General features: G+C 68.6%; 11 protein-coding genes. 1 reads left to right on the top strand and 10 read right to left on the bottom strand.

The window, feature by feature from the left end; genetic code table 11:
* Nucleotides 1-26: 26 nt before the first annotated feature.
* From CFB52_RS29085 to CFB52_RS29110, 6 genes are all read right to left on the bottom strand, one after another.
* Entirely contained in the window at nucleotides 27-986 is a 960-nt protein-coding gene (locus CFB52_RS29085; RefSeq protein ID WP_099318164.1) for an amidohydrolase, read from the bottom strand.
* A gap of 1 nt (nucleotide 987) precedes the next feature.
* A complete protein-coding gene (locus tag CFB52_RS29090) occupies nucleotides 988-1,935 on the bottom strand; it encodes a YncE family protein (RefSeq protein WP_059645137.1) in 948 nt (315 codons plus the stop codon).
* 43 nt (nucleotides 1,936-1,978) lie between these two features.
* A complete protein-coding gene (locus CFB52_RS29095) occupies nucleotides 1,979-3,271 on the bottom strand; it encodes an MFS transporter (protein WP_059574796.1) in 1,293 nt (430 codons plus the stop codon).
* 97 nt (nucleotides 3,272-3,368) lie between these two features.
* Nucleotides 3,369-4,286 (bottom strand): dihydrodipicolinate synthase family protein, encoded by a 918-nt coding sequence (locus CFB52_RS29100; protein ID WP_059574794.1) that lies wholly within the window; start codon nucleotides 4,284-4,286, stop codon nucleotides 3,369-3,371.
* Between the two features lie 8 nt (nucleotides 4,287-4,294).
* Nucleotides 4,295-5,467, bottom strand: coding sequence for an L-rhamnonate dehydratase (locus CFB52_RS29105; protein ID WP_099318165.1), 1,173 nt, complete (start codon nucleotides 5,465-5,467; stop codon nucleotides 4,295-4,297).
* Between the two features lie 50 nt (nucleotides 5,468-5,517).
* Nucleotides 5,518-6,573 carry a 4-hydroxythreonine-4-phosphate dehydrogenase PdxA gene (locus CFB52_RS29110; protein ID WP_059574789.1) on the bottom strand — a complete coding sequence of 352 codons (1,056 nt, stop codon included), beginning with the start codon at nucleotides 6,571-6,573 and terminating at the stop codon, nucleotides 5,518-5,520.
* Between the two features lie 119 nt (nucleotides 6,574-6,692).
* Between CFB52_RS29110 and CFB52_RS29115 the strand changes: the two genes are divergently transcribed.
* On the top strand, nucleotides 6,693-7,640 hold the full coding sequence (locus tag CFB52_RS29115; protein ID WP_099318166.1) for a LysR family transcriptional regulator: 948 nt from the start codon (nucleotides 6,693-6,695) through the stop codon (nucleotides 7,638-7,640).
* A gap of 378 nt (nucleotides 7,641-8,018) precedes the next feature.
* Here the strand turns inward: CFB52_RS29115 and CFB52_RS29120 are convergent, their stop codons facing one another.
* The 4 genes from CFB52_RS29120 to hchA all read right to left on the bottom strand — a co-directional run bounded on the left by CFB52_RS29120 (nucleotide 8,019) and on the right by hchA (nucleotide 12,496).
* A complete protein-coding gene (locus CFB52_RS29120; RefSeq protein ID WP_059574785.1) occupies nucleotides 8,019-9,290 on the bottom strand; it encodes an MFS transporter in 1,272 nt (423 codons plus the stop codon).
* 383 nt (nucleotides 9,291-9,673) lie between these two features.
* Nucleotides 9,674-10,759: an ATP-binding protein gene (locus tag CFB52_RS29125; RefSeq protein ID WP_060314657.1), complete on the bottom strand. Its 1,086-nt coding sequence runs from the start codon at nucleotides 10,757-10,759 to the stop codon at nucleotides 9,674-9,676.
* Complete coding sequence (locus tag CFB52_RS29130; protein WP_099318167.1) at nucleotides 10,756-11,493, bottom strand: response regulator; 738 nt, start codon at nucleotides 11,491-11,493, stop codon at nucleotides 10,756-10,758. Before CFB52_RS29130 ends, CFB52_RS29125 begins: the two co-directional genes overlap by 4 nt.
* A 121-nt stretch (nucleotides 11,494-11,614) precedes the next feature.
* Nucleotides 11,615-12,496: a glyoxalase III HchA gene (hchA, locus tag CFB52_RS29135; protein WP_060968091.1), complete on the bottom strand. Its 882-nt coding sequence runs from the start codon at nucleotides 12,494-12,496 to the stop codon at nucleotides 11,615-11,617.
* Nucleotides 12,497-12,567 lie beyond the last annotated feature (71 nt).

Here is a 12,567-nt window from a genome sequence, read left to right on the forward strand (position 1 = left end):
GCTCGGCGAAGGTCGGGAAACCGGCGCTACCCGCGCGCGGGTTGATGCGGCGCGTCGAGTGCGATCCGGTACACCCGCAGCGCGTTGTCATGCCAGATCGCGCGGCGCGCGGGGCCGTCGAGGTGCGCGATCGCGCCGGCGAACGTGCGCAGCAGCGCGGGATAGGACACGCGCAGCCCGGCCACCGGAAAATTGCTCGCGAACAGGCAGCGCTGCCAGCCGAAGATCGCGATCGTGTCGCAGATGATCCGCGCGTTGTCCGCGTCGTTCCACCCCGCATCGCGCAGGCCGAGCTCGGAGATTTTCACGGTCACGCGCGGCAACTCGGCGAGCGCCGCCATCCCGCCGCGCCAGCGCGCGAGCCCGGCTTCGGACCGGTCCCACGGCAGCCCCGCATGTTCGAGCACGACGTCGACGTCGGGCGCATCGGTCAGCATCGCGGCCGCGTCGCCGAGATGCCAGAACGGCACGCGCAGATCCCAGCTCAGACCGTGGGCGGCAAGGCGGTCGAGTGCGGCCGGCCAGCGCGGATCATGCAGCGTGCCCGGCCCGTCGATCGATGCATCCGGCGCCGCCGCGGTGCGCGGCTTGAACCGCACGCCGCGCACGCGAGGCCACGCGGCCTGCTCGGCGAGCCGTTCGTCCGCATCGCGAGCCAACAGGTCGACCCACGCGACGATTGCCGAGGGCAGCGCGTGCGTGGCCGCGACCTCATGCAGCCAGCGCGTTTCCACGAGCGCCTCGGCGCGCGCGCGTTCGGCCTCGACATGCACGCTGGCGACGAGCGGCGCGCATTGCGCCGCTCGCCGGAAATCGTCGACGTCGAAGTTGCGGCACAGCGCCGCGTAGTCGCCGAACATGAAGCGCGCCGGATCGTAGTGCGTCTGCAGCCACGGATAGTGCGCGCCCGCATCCAGCCGCCACAGATGGTGATGCGCATCGACGAGCGCATCGGGCATGCCGCCGGGCGGCCCTTCGTCGCGCATGTCAGAGCGCGCCGGCGAGCACGTACGACGCATCGGGTTCGCGCAGCGTCGCGAGCGCACCGACGAAACGCCACCCGTCGAGGTCGAGCTCGCGCACATGGTCGTCCTGGAACGACACGTACGCGACGCGCCTCGACGGATGGAACGACAGCGCGGTCGGGTTCGCGGGCAGCGCGATGCGCTCGATCTCCTCGAGCTGCCGCGCATCGAATACGGAAATCGACCGCTCGCCCGAATTGGTCAGCAGCAGCAGGTCGCGGCCGTCCCGCGTGCTGGTGCGGTAGATGCGATTCGGATCGCTGCGCGTCTTCACGCGACGGCCACAGGTCATCGTTTCCGTGTCGATCTCGACCAGCGTGTCGTCGCCGCGGTTCGCGACGAACAGCGTGCGCTCGTCGCTCGACAGCGCATTGCCTTCGGGGCGCGGGCCGGGCATCACCGCGCGCGGCGCGACCGTTGCGTCGCGCGGATGGAATTGCGTGACCGTGTTCGACAGCAGATGCACGCCGTACGCGCGGCTCGCGTCGCGCGTGAGCGTCACGAGGTGCGTCTTCACGCCGCCGGACGGCACGGCCATGTTCGGTACTGGCTGCCGGGTCGGCTCGTCGAATACGAGCAGCATGTCGTGTGCCTCGCTCATCGCATACAGCCGACCGTCGCGGTCGCTCGCCATCCCGTGCGGCCGGTAGTACGGCCACAGGTCGAGCATGCGCGTATGGGCGCGCTCGACGAGATCGATCTCGGCGATCCGGTGATCGCCTTCGTGGCCGCGCGACCATGCGGTCTCGATCCCGAAAATGCCGACGTACGCGTATCGGTCGTTCACGTCGACGGTGAATTCATGCGGGAAGTTCGGCAGCACGATGTGCTTGAGCGGCGCTTTCGTGTCGAGGTCGTAGAAGCTGAAAGTGTGCGCGCATTTCTGCACCAGCAGCAGGATGTCGTTCATGGTGGGTCTCCGGTGTGTCGTTCGCTGTCTCGTGTCGTCGTGGTCAGCCCTCGCAGCGCTTCGGCAGCGTCAGCGCGAGCAGGCCGGCCACCGCGAGCGTGGCCGCGAGGCTGTAGACGCCGGCCGCCGCGCTCACGTGCTGCGTCAGCACGCCGACCGCATACGGGCCGCAGAAGCCGCCGAGATTGCCGAGCGCGTTGATCAGGCCGCGTGCGCTGCCGGCCGCCTCGACGCTGCAGAGTTTCGGCGGAATCGCCCAGAACACGCCGGCCGCCGCCTGCAGGAAGAAGCCGCATCCGATCAGGAACGCGAACGACACGGCCATCGACGCATGCGTGAGCACCGACAGCGCAAGGCAGGCGGCGAACGCGACGAGCGGCAGCAGCACGAACAGGCGCCGCTTGCCGGTCCGGTCAGACAAATACGACGTGGCGAGCATCCCGATCACCATCGCGACGTACGGCAGCATCGCGAGCAGGCCGACCCGGCCCATCCCGCCGTGCGTGAGGTTTTTCAGCAGGGTCGGCAACCACATCGTGTAGCCGTAGACGCCGGCCTGGTAGCAGAAGTTGATCGCGATGAGCAGCCAGATCGTCGGGTGGCGCAGCAGCGCGCCGAACGATGCGGCCGCCGGCGTGCCGGCCGCGCGCTTGCGCTCCTGCTCGTCGCGCAACGCGTCGAGGATGTACGCTTTCTCGCGCGGCGACACCCAGCGCGCGGTCTCCGGGCCGTCGTCGGCGAACAGCATCCAGACGACGAGACACAGCACCGACAGCGCGCCCGCGCTGTAGAACAGGTGATGCCAGTCGTACGCGGCGAGGATGAAGCCGGACAGCGGCGCGGTGATCATGCCGGCGAGCGGCACGAACAGGATGACCATCGCATTCGCGCGGCCGCGTTCGCGGTCGGGAAACCAGTGGCTGACCATCGTGAGCACGACGGGCAGCATCCCGCCTTCTGCCACGCCGAGCAGGAAGCGCAGCGCCAGCAGCTGCCACGTGTGCGTGACGAGCCCGGTCAGTACCGACAGCACGGCCCAGCTCACGAGCGACCACGCGATGAAGGTCTTGCCGCTGCCGAGCGCCGCGCGCCGGCCGCCGGGAATCTGCAGGAACAGATAGCCGAAGAAGAAGATGCCGCCGGCGAGGCCGGCCATCGTCGCGTCCATGCCGAGATCGGCGTTCATCCCGCCGGGCATCGCGAACGCGATGTTGACGCGATCCATGTAGGAAATGATGCAGGCCAGCAGCAGCGGCGGAATCACGCGCAGCCAGCGGCGGCGCGGAATGGCTTCGCCGGCGTCGTAGGCCGGGGTAGCGGGGTTCAGCAGGTTCATGGTGTCTCCATCCATCCGATGAGCGGCGGCGGCCTTCTGTCGGGCCGCCGTCACGCCGATGCGCAACGCACGCGCGTTGCGGGTGCAAAAACGGTGTCTAGCGCCCCCAGTGCAGTACGAGCGGATCGAGCCGCCGCGCCGTGTCGAGCAGCCCCGCGCGTACCAGCGGATGCAGCTCGGGCCACGGCGAGCGCGGCCGGTCACACGCGATCACGCCGCCTTCCTTCATCAGCGCCTTCGCGGTGAGGAAGCCCGACTGGCGGTTTTCGTAGTTGATCAGCGGCAGCCAGCGCGCGTACTCGTCGTATGCATCGTCGCGGCGTCCGGCGAAATACGCGTCGGTGATCCGGCGAATTCCATCCGGATAGCCGCCGCCCGTCATCGTGCCGGTCGCGCCGGCATCGAGATCGGCGAGCAGCGTGATGCCCTCCTCGCCGTCCCACGGCCCCTCGATCGCGTCGCCGCCGAGCGCGATCAGCTCGCGCAGCTTCGACGCGGCGCCGGCCGTCTCGATCTTGAAGTACGACACCGCGTCGATCTCGCGCGCGAGCGTCGCGAGCAGCGACGCCGACAACGCGACGCCGCTCGCCGGCGCATCCTGGATCATCAGTGGAATGTCGAGGCCGTCGGCGACTTCGCGGAAGTACGCGCGTACCTGTCCATCGGAGACGCGGAACGTCGCGCCATGGTACGGCGGCATCACCATCACCATCGCCGCGCCGAGCGCCTGCGCGTGCCGGTTGCGTTCCGCGCAGATCCGCGCGCTGAAATGCGACGTCGTGACGATCACCGGTACGCGGCCCGCGACGTGTTCGAGCGTGGTGCGGGTGATGAGATCGCGTTCGTCGTCGCCGAGCGCGAACTGCTCGGAATAGTTCGCGTGGATGCAGAGGCCGTGCGAGTCGGCATCGATCATGAAATCGATGCAGCGGCGCTGGCCGTCGAGATCGAGCGCGCCGTGCGCGTCGAAGATCGTCGGCACGACCGGAAAGACGCCCTGGTAGCGCGCGTTCATGGCCGGCCTCACTCGACGATGTCGAACTGGTCGAGGAACGCGGTCTTCAGCGTGAGGCCGAGGCCCGGCACGTCGTCGCGCAGTTGCAGGAAACCGTTCTCGGCCACCGGCTCGCCGTCGAAGATGTAATAGAACAGCTCGTTGCCGACCTCGACGTCGAACATCGGGAAGTACTCGCTCATCGGCGACGCGAGCGTGCTCATCGTCAGGTGATAGTTGTGCATCTGGCCCGCATGCGGAATCACCGGCACGCTGTACGCCTCGCACAGCGCGTTGATCTTGTGCGCCATCGTGATCCCGCCGACGCGGTTCGTGTCGTACTGGACGACCGACACGGCCTTGCGGTCGAGCAGCTGCTTGAAGCCGTACAGCGAGAATTCGTGCTCGCCGCCGGAAATCGGGATGCGCGTCAGCCGGTTCAGCTCCGCGTAGCCGTCGATGTCGTCGGCGATCACCGGCTCTTCCAGCCAGCGCGGCTGATACTTCTCGAGCTTCGGCAGGATGCGTTTCGCGTATTCGAGGTTCCAGCCCATGTAGCACTCGAGCATCAGGTCGTTGTCGTAGCCGATCACCTCGCGGATCGCCGCGACCGATTTCAGGTTTTCGGTCACGCCCTGCGGCCCGTGCGCGGGCCCGTAGCCGAAGCGCATCTTGAACGCGCGAAAGCCTTCGGCCAGATAGCGTTGCGCCTCGTCCTGCATTGCCTTCAGGTCGGTGCGGTAGAGCTTCGAGTAGTAGCAGGGGATCTGTTCCTTCGTGCGGCCGCCGAGCAGCTTGAACACCGGCTTGCCAACGCTTTTGCCGAGGATGTCCCAGATCGCGATGTCGACCGCCGAGATCGCCGCCATGCCGATGCCCTTGCGGCCCCACGCGTGGGTGGCGCGGTACATCCGCTGGTTCAGGTATTCGTAGTCCCACGGGTCCTGGCCGATCACGAGCGGCGCGAGGTACTGGTCGATGATGACCTTCGCGACGTGCGGCGCGAGCGCGACGTTGCCGAGGCCGACGATGCCGTCGTCGGTCTCGACTTCGACGACCGTCCACGCATGGAAGCGGAACGTGCTCATCGTTTCCTGCGGCGCGTACAGCAGATCCATCGCATTCGAGCAGAAGTTGCCCTGGGGCGGAACGGTCTTGCCTTTCCACTGGAATACGCGAGCGCGTACGGAACGGATTTTCATGATGGTGTCTCCGGGAATCGATGTCGTCGTGTGTAAAGGGCGCGCGAACGTCACGCCGAAACCGTGGGCGTGCGGCGCGCGGCGCCCATCCGGCAGGCGATCTGCAGCGCCTGCCAGGTCGCGCCGACGTCGGCCGTGCCGCGGCCCGCGATGTCGTACGCGGTGCCGTGCGCCGGCGTCGTGATCGGCACGGGCAGCCCGCCCTGCACGGTCACGCCGCGCGAGAAGCCGAGCAGCTTGATCGCGATCTGCCCCTGATCGTGGTACATCGTGACGATCGCCTGGTAGTCGCCGGCCTGCGCCTTCAGGAAGATCGTGTCGGCCGGGAACGGGCCGTGGAATGGTGCGTCGGTCGGCCAGTCGCGCGACTGCAGCTTGCGCACCGCCGGCTCGATGATGTCGACTTCCTCGCGGCCGCAGCTGCCGCCGTCGCCGCCGTGCGGGTTGAATGCGGCGATCGCCACCTTCGGCGCCGTGACGCCGTTCTCGAGCAGCGACCGGTAGATCAGTTCCGACGCCTGTTCGATTCGTTCGACACTCAATTGGGCCGCCGCATTCTTCAGCGGGATATGCGACGAGATCCGCGCGGTCCACAGCTCGCCGAGCGTATTGAATTCGCAGAAGTAGCCGGTCACGCCGAGCGCGGCGGCGAAGTGGTGCAGTTCGTCGTCATGTTCGAGGCCGCCGAGCTTCATCGCGTACTTGTTCAGCGGCGCGAAGCAGATTGCGTCGATGTCGCCGGCGAGTGCGGCGTCCAGGCACTGGTCGAGCACGGCGAGCGTCGAGCGGCCGCCCGGCGCGCCGGCCTGGCCGACCTTGACCTGCGCGGGATCGACCGTATCGACCGCGACGAACGCGGCGCGCGCGGTCGACGGCCGGCCGCGCGCGGCGGCGAGCGATGCGACCGGGTCGACGTCGATGGAGACGCCGGCGACGCGCTGACCGGCTTCCCACAGCCAGCGGTCGCCGATCAGCACGAGATTCGCGCGGGCGGTCGCGTCGGGGCGGGCGAGCAGTTTCGCGATCAGTTCGGCGCCGATGCCGGCGGGGTCGCCGAGCGTCAGCGCGACGACGGGCCGGGTGGCGGTGGACGAGGGGGTGTTCATGCGGTGTCTCCGGTGGCGGCATGCGGCCGTTCGTTCGTCTACGGGGTTCATGCTAGGTAGACGGAATGAGTCGGTAAATTGAAAACTCTTGATGAATCGATAACCTGGAGTAATCAGAGATGGGCTCGATCGACCGACGAGATTCGACGCCGCAGTTGCTGAACCGGCTGCGCATGCGCCAGATCGCGCTGCTGCTGGCCGTGGACGAATGCTCGACGCTGCGTGCCGCGGCCGAGCAGATGGGCCTCACGCAACCGGCCGCGACGAAGATGCTGGCCGAGCTGGAGAGCGCGCTCGGCCAGCGGCTGTTCGATCGCATCGGGCGCGGGCTCGTGCTGAACCCGGCCGGCGAGCGCGTGCTCGGCTATTTCCGCGGCATCCGCGGCAGCATGGAGGCGCTGAACCGCGAGCTCGGCGAACTGCAGCTTGGCAGCGCGGGGCGACTCGCGATCGGCAGCATCATGGCGGCGTCGCCGGGGCGGCTGACCGAGGCGCTGGTGAGGTTGAAGGCGCGTTATCCGCTGCTCGCGATCGATATCGCGGTGGATACGAGCGACCGGCTGATGCCGCAGCTTCGCGAAGGCGTGCTCGAAGTGGTGATCGGGCGCCACGTCGGGACCGATTGCGACTTCCGCGTGGTCGACGACGAGGCGCTCGCGATCATCGCGGGCCGCGACCATCCGCTCGCGGGCGCGGGGCCCGTGGAATTCGACGCGCTGCTCGATTACGCGTGGATCCTGCAACCGGCCGGCAGCCCGGCGCGCGAGGTCGTCGAGCGCGAATTCCGCGCGCGTCACCAGCCGATGCCGCGCGGGCTCGTCGAAACGGGGTCGATCCTGACCACGATGAACCTCGTCGACCGTTCGTCGATGCTCGGCGTGATTCCGCTGACGGTCGCGCAGCGCAACGCGGCGCACGGGCTCGTCGCGATCATCGATTACACGCTCGAACAGAAGCTGCCGTCGTACGGCAGCCTCGTGCGGCGCGACCGGCCGCTGAGCATTCCCGCGCAGCAGTTTCTCGCGCTGTTTCACCGGGACGGGGCAGAGGATGACGGCGCCGCGTAATGGCGCGGCTTGCCAGCCGAGGCGACCGAGTCAGCCGCGCCAGCCGCGTCGGCCGAGCAAGCCGCGCAGACCGAATCAGCCGAATCAGCCGAATCAGCCGAATCAGCCGAATCAGCCGAATCAGCCGAATCAGCCGAATCAGCCGAATCAGCCGAATCAGCCGAATCAGCCGAGCAGGCCGATCAAGCCGATCAAGCCGATCAAGCCGAGCAGGCCGATCAAGCCGCGCTGGCCGACCCAGCCGACCCAGCCGACCCAGCCGACCCAGCCGACCCAGCCGACCCAGCCGACCCAGCCGACCCACCATCGCGGAACGCAGTGAAGCGTGACGGCGACGCCAGCAAGACGGCCGCGGCAGGCGAACCAGGGCGAACGGATTCAGTGCGCCGACGGCGCCGCCGGCGCGTCCGCGAGCGCCGGTATCGATTCGGACAGCGCGCGGTCCGGGCGAATCCGCAGCGCGGCGACGATGCCGATCAGCAGCATCGCGACCGAGCCGATGAACGGCACCATCCAGCTGCCCGTGCGATCGACGAGATAGCCGAACAGGATCGGCGACAGGATTCCCGAGATCGCGGAGCCGGCGTTCATCATCCCGCTCGCGATGCCGGCGTGCGTCGGCGCGATGTCGCTCGGCACGGCCCAGATCGGTCCGATCGTCAGTTCGAGGCACAGGAACGACCCCGACAGGCACAGCGCGACGCCGGCCGTCGAGTGCACGAACGCGAGCGGCAGCAGGCAGACGAGCGCGCCGACGAAGCTCGTGACGATCACGCTTTGCCGCGACATCGCGAGATTGCCGGTCTTCCGATAGATCCGGTCGCACATCCAGCCGCCGAGCGTGTCGCCGACGACGCCCGCGAAGAACACGCCGGACGCGAACAACGCGGTCGATTTCAGGTTCAAGCCCTGGCCGTTCAGGAAGAAGGTCGGCAACCACGTGAAGAACAGCCAAGCGGTCCAGCCGTAGCAGAAGTAGACGAAGATGGTCGGCGCCATGCGCCGGAACAGCGGCCCCCACGGCGTCGGGCCGGACGGTGCGGCACGGCGCGCTGCGCGCCTGCGGCCGTCGTCGTCGCCCACCGGGTGCTCGCGGAAGCCGACGATCCACCACGCGAGCCAGACGAGCGTGACCGCACCGATCACGAAGAACGCGGCGCGCCACGACAGCCATGTCATCAGCGCGGCGACGATCGGCGGCGTGACCGCGTTGCCGAGCCGCGAGAAGGAGTGCGTGAAGCCCTGCACGACGCCGCGCCGCTCGCGCGGGAACCAGTGCGTGATCGCGCGGGCCTGGGCCGGCAGCGTCGCGCCTTCGCCGACGCCGAGCAGCAGGCGCGCGGCGAACAGCAGCGTGAGGCTGTGCACGAGCCCGGTCGTGAACGTGGAGACGACCCAGATCAGCCCGCAGCCGATCAGCGTGATGCGGGCGCCGAACCGGTCGGCGATCCAGCCGCCGCCGATCTGGCAGATCGCATACGAATACGCGAATGCGGAGAACGCGATGCCGAGCTCGGTATTCGACAGCCCGAGTTCGGCCTTGATCGCGCCGGCGGCGGTCGCGAGATTGACGCGATCGACGTACAGGATGAATGAAAGCGCGCACAGCAGCCACAGTGTGTGGCGCCGTTGACGGTGGTCGTTGGGCATCTGTCTCACTCCATGTTCGTGCGCGGCGTTGCAATGACGCTGCGTTCACGGGCCGGCCCAGCATCGCGCGGCGGCGGAGACACTGTCCAATGAATCTTTGGGATCAATCGATAACCCCAGGTGTTCATTTCCGTTTCACCCGCGCGGCTTCGGCGCGGTACGGACGCCGGCGATCGCGCGAGGCGAGGAACGGAGGGATTGCGCTACGTGGCCGTCGGCACGCGGCTGACATTCGACCGTGCCGACGCCGCGCGCGCGGGGGCGTGCGGCGCGCGGCCGGGAAGCGGGGCGGTGCCCGTGATGGCGTACACGGCGCCGGGTTCAGCCCGCCGCTCGAACAGGTCGCGCGCGAACCGCGTGCGTGAGCGGGGAGCGGCGTCGTGCTACGCCGGGAAGCGCGCGCTGTCGGGCGCCGGCACGAGATCGTCGGGCCACTGCACCTCGAACCGCGTGCCGCCCGCGCCGGTCGGCACGCACAGCGCTTCGCCGCGGTGCGCGCGCGCGATCGCCGCGACCACGGCGAGCCCGAGGCCCGTGCCGCCGGGTTGCGTCTCGTCGACGCGCCGGAATGCCTGGAACACGTGCGGCGCGAACTCGGCCGGGATGCCCGGGCCGTCGTCCTCGACGCGCAGCCGGCACATCCCGTTCTCGATACGCGTCTGGATCCGGATCGCGCCGGGCACCGCGTGGCGGCGTGCGTTTTCCAGCAACGCGAGCAACGCCTGGCGGATGCGGACCGGATCGCAGCGCATGCGCCGCGGGTCGAGATCGAATTCCGGATGCTGGCCGGCGGCCTGCAGCGCGTGCGCGAACGCGTCGACCACGGCGCGCACCTCGGCGGCGAGGTCGGTGTCGCGGATCTCGATGCTCAGGTGGCCGCTGTCGGCGAGGCTGACCACGCGCAGATCCTCGATCAGCCGCGTCAGCCCTTCGACCTGCGCGAGCAGGCTGCGGTACAGCGCGTCGCTCGGCGTGAACACGCCTTCGGCGAGCCCCTGCAGCCGCCCGCGCAGCACGGTCACGGGCGTGCGCAGTTCGTGCGCGATCGCCGCGTTCCAGAAGGTTTGCTCGGCGGTCACGCGCTGCAGCTCGCTCGCGAGCGCGTTGAAGTTGTCGGCGAGCAGCGCCGCTTCCTTCAGCGAACGGTCGCCGGCGACGGCGCGCGCCCCGAGATCGCCGCGCGCGACTCGGCGGATGCTGTCCGTCACCGAATTCAGCGGCACGAGGATGCGGCGCGACAGGTTGATCGCGACGACGACCGCGATCAACAGGCCGACCAGCGTGGTCGAGATGATCCACACCCACTCCGGCCCGCTCGGCAGCCAGCTCACCGCCTGGAACGACTGGGGCGAGTACTGGTACAGCAGGTAGTAGAACGCGTAGGCCGTCACGACGATCAGCACCGTGACGCCGAAGGCGATCGCGCCCATCGTCAGCGCGATCTGGCGGCTCAGGCCGTCGAGTCTCACTCGCCGCTCCACAGTTTGTAGCCGACGCCGCGCACGCTTGCCGGCACGCCCGCGACGCCGAGATCGTCGAGTTTCTTGCGCAGCTTGCTCACGTGGCTGTCGACCGTGCGCTCCAGCGCGTCGCCTTCCGGCAGGCAGGTGGCCATCAGCTCGGCGCGGCTGAACACGCGGCGCGGCGCGCGCGCGAGCTGCGCGAGCAGCTTGAATTCGGTGAGCGTCAGCACGAGCGTGCGGCGCGTGCCGTCGATTTCGACCGTCGCTTCGTGGTGCGCGAGATCGATCTCGAACGGCGCCGCGCGCAGCACGCGCTGTTCGTCCTGGCGCGCGCCGCCCATCGACCGGCGCAGCACGGCCTGCGCGCGCGCGACGACTTCGGCGGGGTTGAACGGCTTGACCACGTAATCGTCGGCGCCGATGCGCAGCCCGGTCAGCTTGTCGATGTCCTGGTCGAGCGCGGTCAGCATGATGACCGGCGTGTCGCCGCGATGGCGGATCTCGGCGAGCACCTTCCAGCCGTCGACGTGCGGCATCTGCACGTCGAGCAGCACGAGGTCGGGCTTCAGCGACAGGTGGAGTTCGAGGGCGCGGCGGCCGTCGGCGGCGTGCACGGTGCGCAGGCCGTTGCGCGCGAAATAGGCGATCAGGATCTCGGCGATCTCGGGTTCGTCCTCGGCGATGAGGACGAGCGCTTGCGCGCCTTGGCCGGCGCCGGCAGATGAAGAAAATTCGGGCATGGCCACTCGTTCGGATCCATCGGGGTTCCATTGGATCGCCATACTACCGTACGGCCCGGTCGATCGATTGGAGACGGGCGGCCACGCCCCGGCGAGACGCCGCCCCAGGCGGCGCAAACCGTCAGTGCCCGACTTCCTTCAGCAGCGCGGCGGCCGCGAGCTTGCCGACGCCGTTCGACGCGAGCGGGCTGTCGCCCGTGATCAGTTTGCGGTCCTGATGGCAGCGGCCGGTCATGTCCTTGTTCAGCACGCGCGCGCCGAGCTTTTCGAGGCTTTGCGCGACGAGCCACGGCAGCGGGCCCGGCATGTAGCCGATGTCGAGGTTCGGCCCGGTGTCGAGCGCATCCGGAAACACGCACATCTCGTAGTCCTTGAACGGGTAGTCGCGCGGATCTTCGTCGATGGCGGCCGACAGCAGGCATGCGGGCCCGTGACACAGCGTGACGATGTGCCGGTCGTGGTCGAGCGCCCAGCGCAGCGTACGCTTGACGTCCTGGCTGTGCGGAATGCCGGCGAGCACGCCATGGCCGCCGGGAATGAACACCGCGATATACGGCGAATCGGCGCCGGGATGCTGGTCGAGCACGTCGGACAGCTTGAGCGGCGTCTTCAGCTTCGGCAGGTACTTGCGGTAGGTGCTCTGCACGGCTTCGTCGTCCTGCGGCATCGCCCAGAGTTCGAGCTTGGCCGGATTGCCGGACAGCGTCGCGATGTCGATCTCGAAGCCGGCCTTGTCCATGTGGTGCATCGGCAGCAGCATCTCGACCGGATGATTGCCGGTCGAGAACATCTTGCCGTTCGTCATCAGGACGTAGCGCTCGTCGGTCGCGATCATCAGAACTTTCCACTTGCCGCCGGTGTACGGATTCGGATAATCCGCGCCGTCGAAGTCCGTCTTCGACGACGTGTACTGCGACAGCGAATATGGCGACGGGAAATACGCATTGTTCTCCGCCGGGTCGGGTGCGGGCGTGCGGCTCATCTGCGTCGTGTCGGAAGTCATGGCTGCTCCTTGCTGGGGAGATGGGGTAGGTGGCGGGCGCGAGCCGGTGGCCGCATGCGCGAGCCGGAGAG

Source organism: Burkholderia sp. AU18528, assembly GCF_002223215.2.
Classification (GTDB): Bacteria; Pseudomonadota; Gammaproteobacteria; order Burkholderiales; family Burkholderiaceae; genus Burkholderia; species Burkholderia semiarida.

Excerpts from the sequence above, each read along its gene's own strand:
- CFB52_RS29085 (WP_099318164.1), bottom strand. The coding sequence starts at position 986 with ATGCGCGACGAAGGGCCGCCCGGCGGCATGCCCGATGCGCTCGTCGAT.
- CFB52_RS29090 (WP_059645137.1), bottom strand. The coding sequence starts at position 1,935 with ATGAACGACATCCTGCTGCTGGTGCAGAAATGCGCGCACACTTTCAGC.
- CFB52_RS29095 (WP_059574796.1), bottom strand. The coding sequence starts at position 3,271 with ATGAACCTGCTGAACCCCGCTACCCCGGCCTACGACGCCGGCGAAGCC.
- CFB52_RS29100 (WP_059574794.1), bottom strand. The coding sequence starts at position 4,286 with ATGAACGCGCGCTACCAGGGCGTCTTTCCGGTCGTGCCGACGATCTTC.
- CFB52_RS29105 (WP_099318165.1), bottom strand. The coding sequence starts at position 5,467 with ATGAAAATCCGTTCCGTACGCGCTCGCGTATTCCAGTGGAAAGGCAAG.
- CFB52_RS29110 (WP_059574789.1), bottom strand. The coding sequence starts at position 6,573 with ATGAACACCCCCTCGTCCACCGCCACCCGGCCCGTCGTCGCGCTGACG.
- CFB52_RS29115 (WP_099318166.1), top strand. The coding sequence starts at position 6,693 with ATGGGCTCGATCGACCGACGAGATTCGACGCCGCAGTTGCTGAACCGG.
- CFB52_RS29120 (WP_059574785.1), bottom strand. The coding sequence starts at position 9,290 with ATGCCCAACGACCACCGTCAACGGCGCCACACACTGTGGCTGCTGTGC.
- CFB52_RS29130 (WP_099318167.1), bottom strand. The coding sequence starts at position 11,493 with ATGCCCGAATTTTCTTCATCTGCCGGCGCCGGCCAAGGCGCGCAAGCG.
- hchA (WP_060968091.1), bottom strand. The coding sequence starts at position 12,496 with ATGACTTCCGACACGACGCAGATGAGCCGCACGCCCGCACCCGACCCG.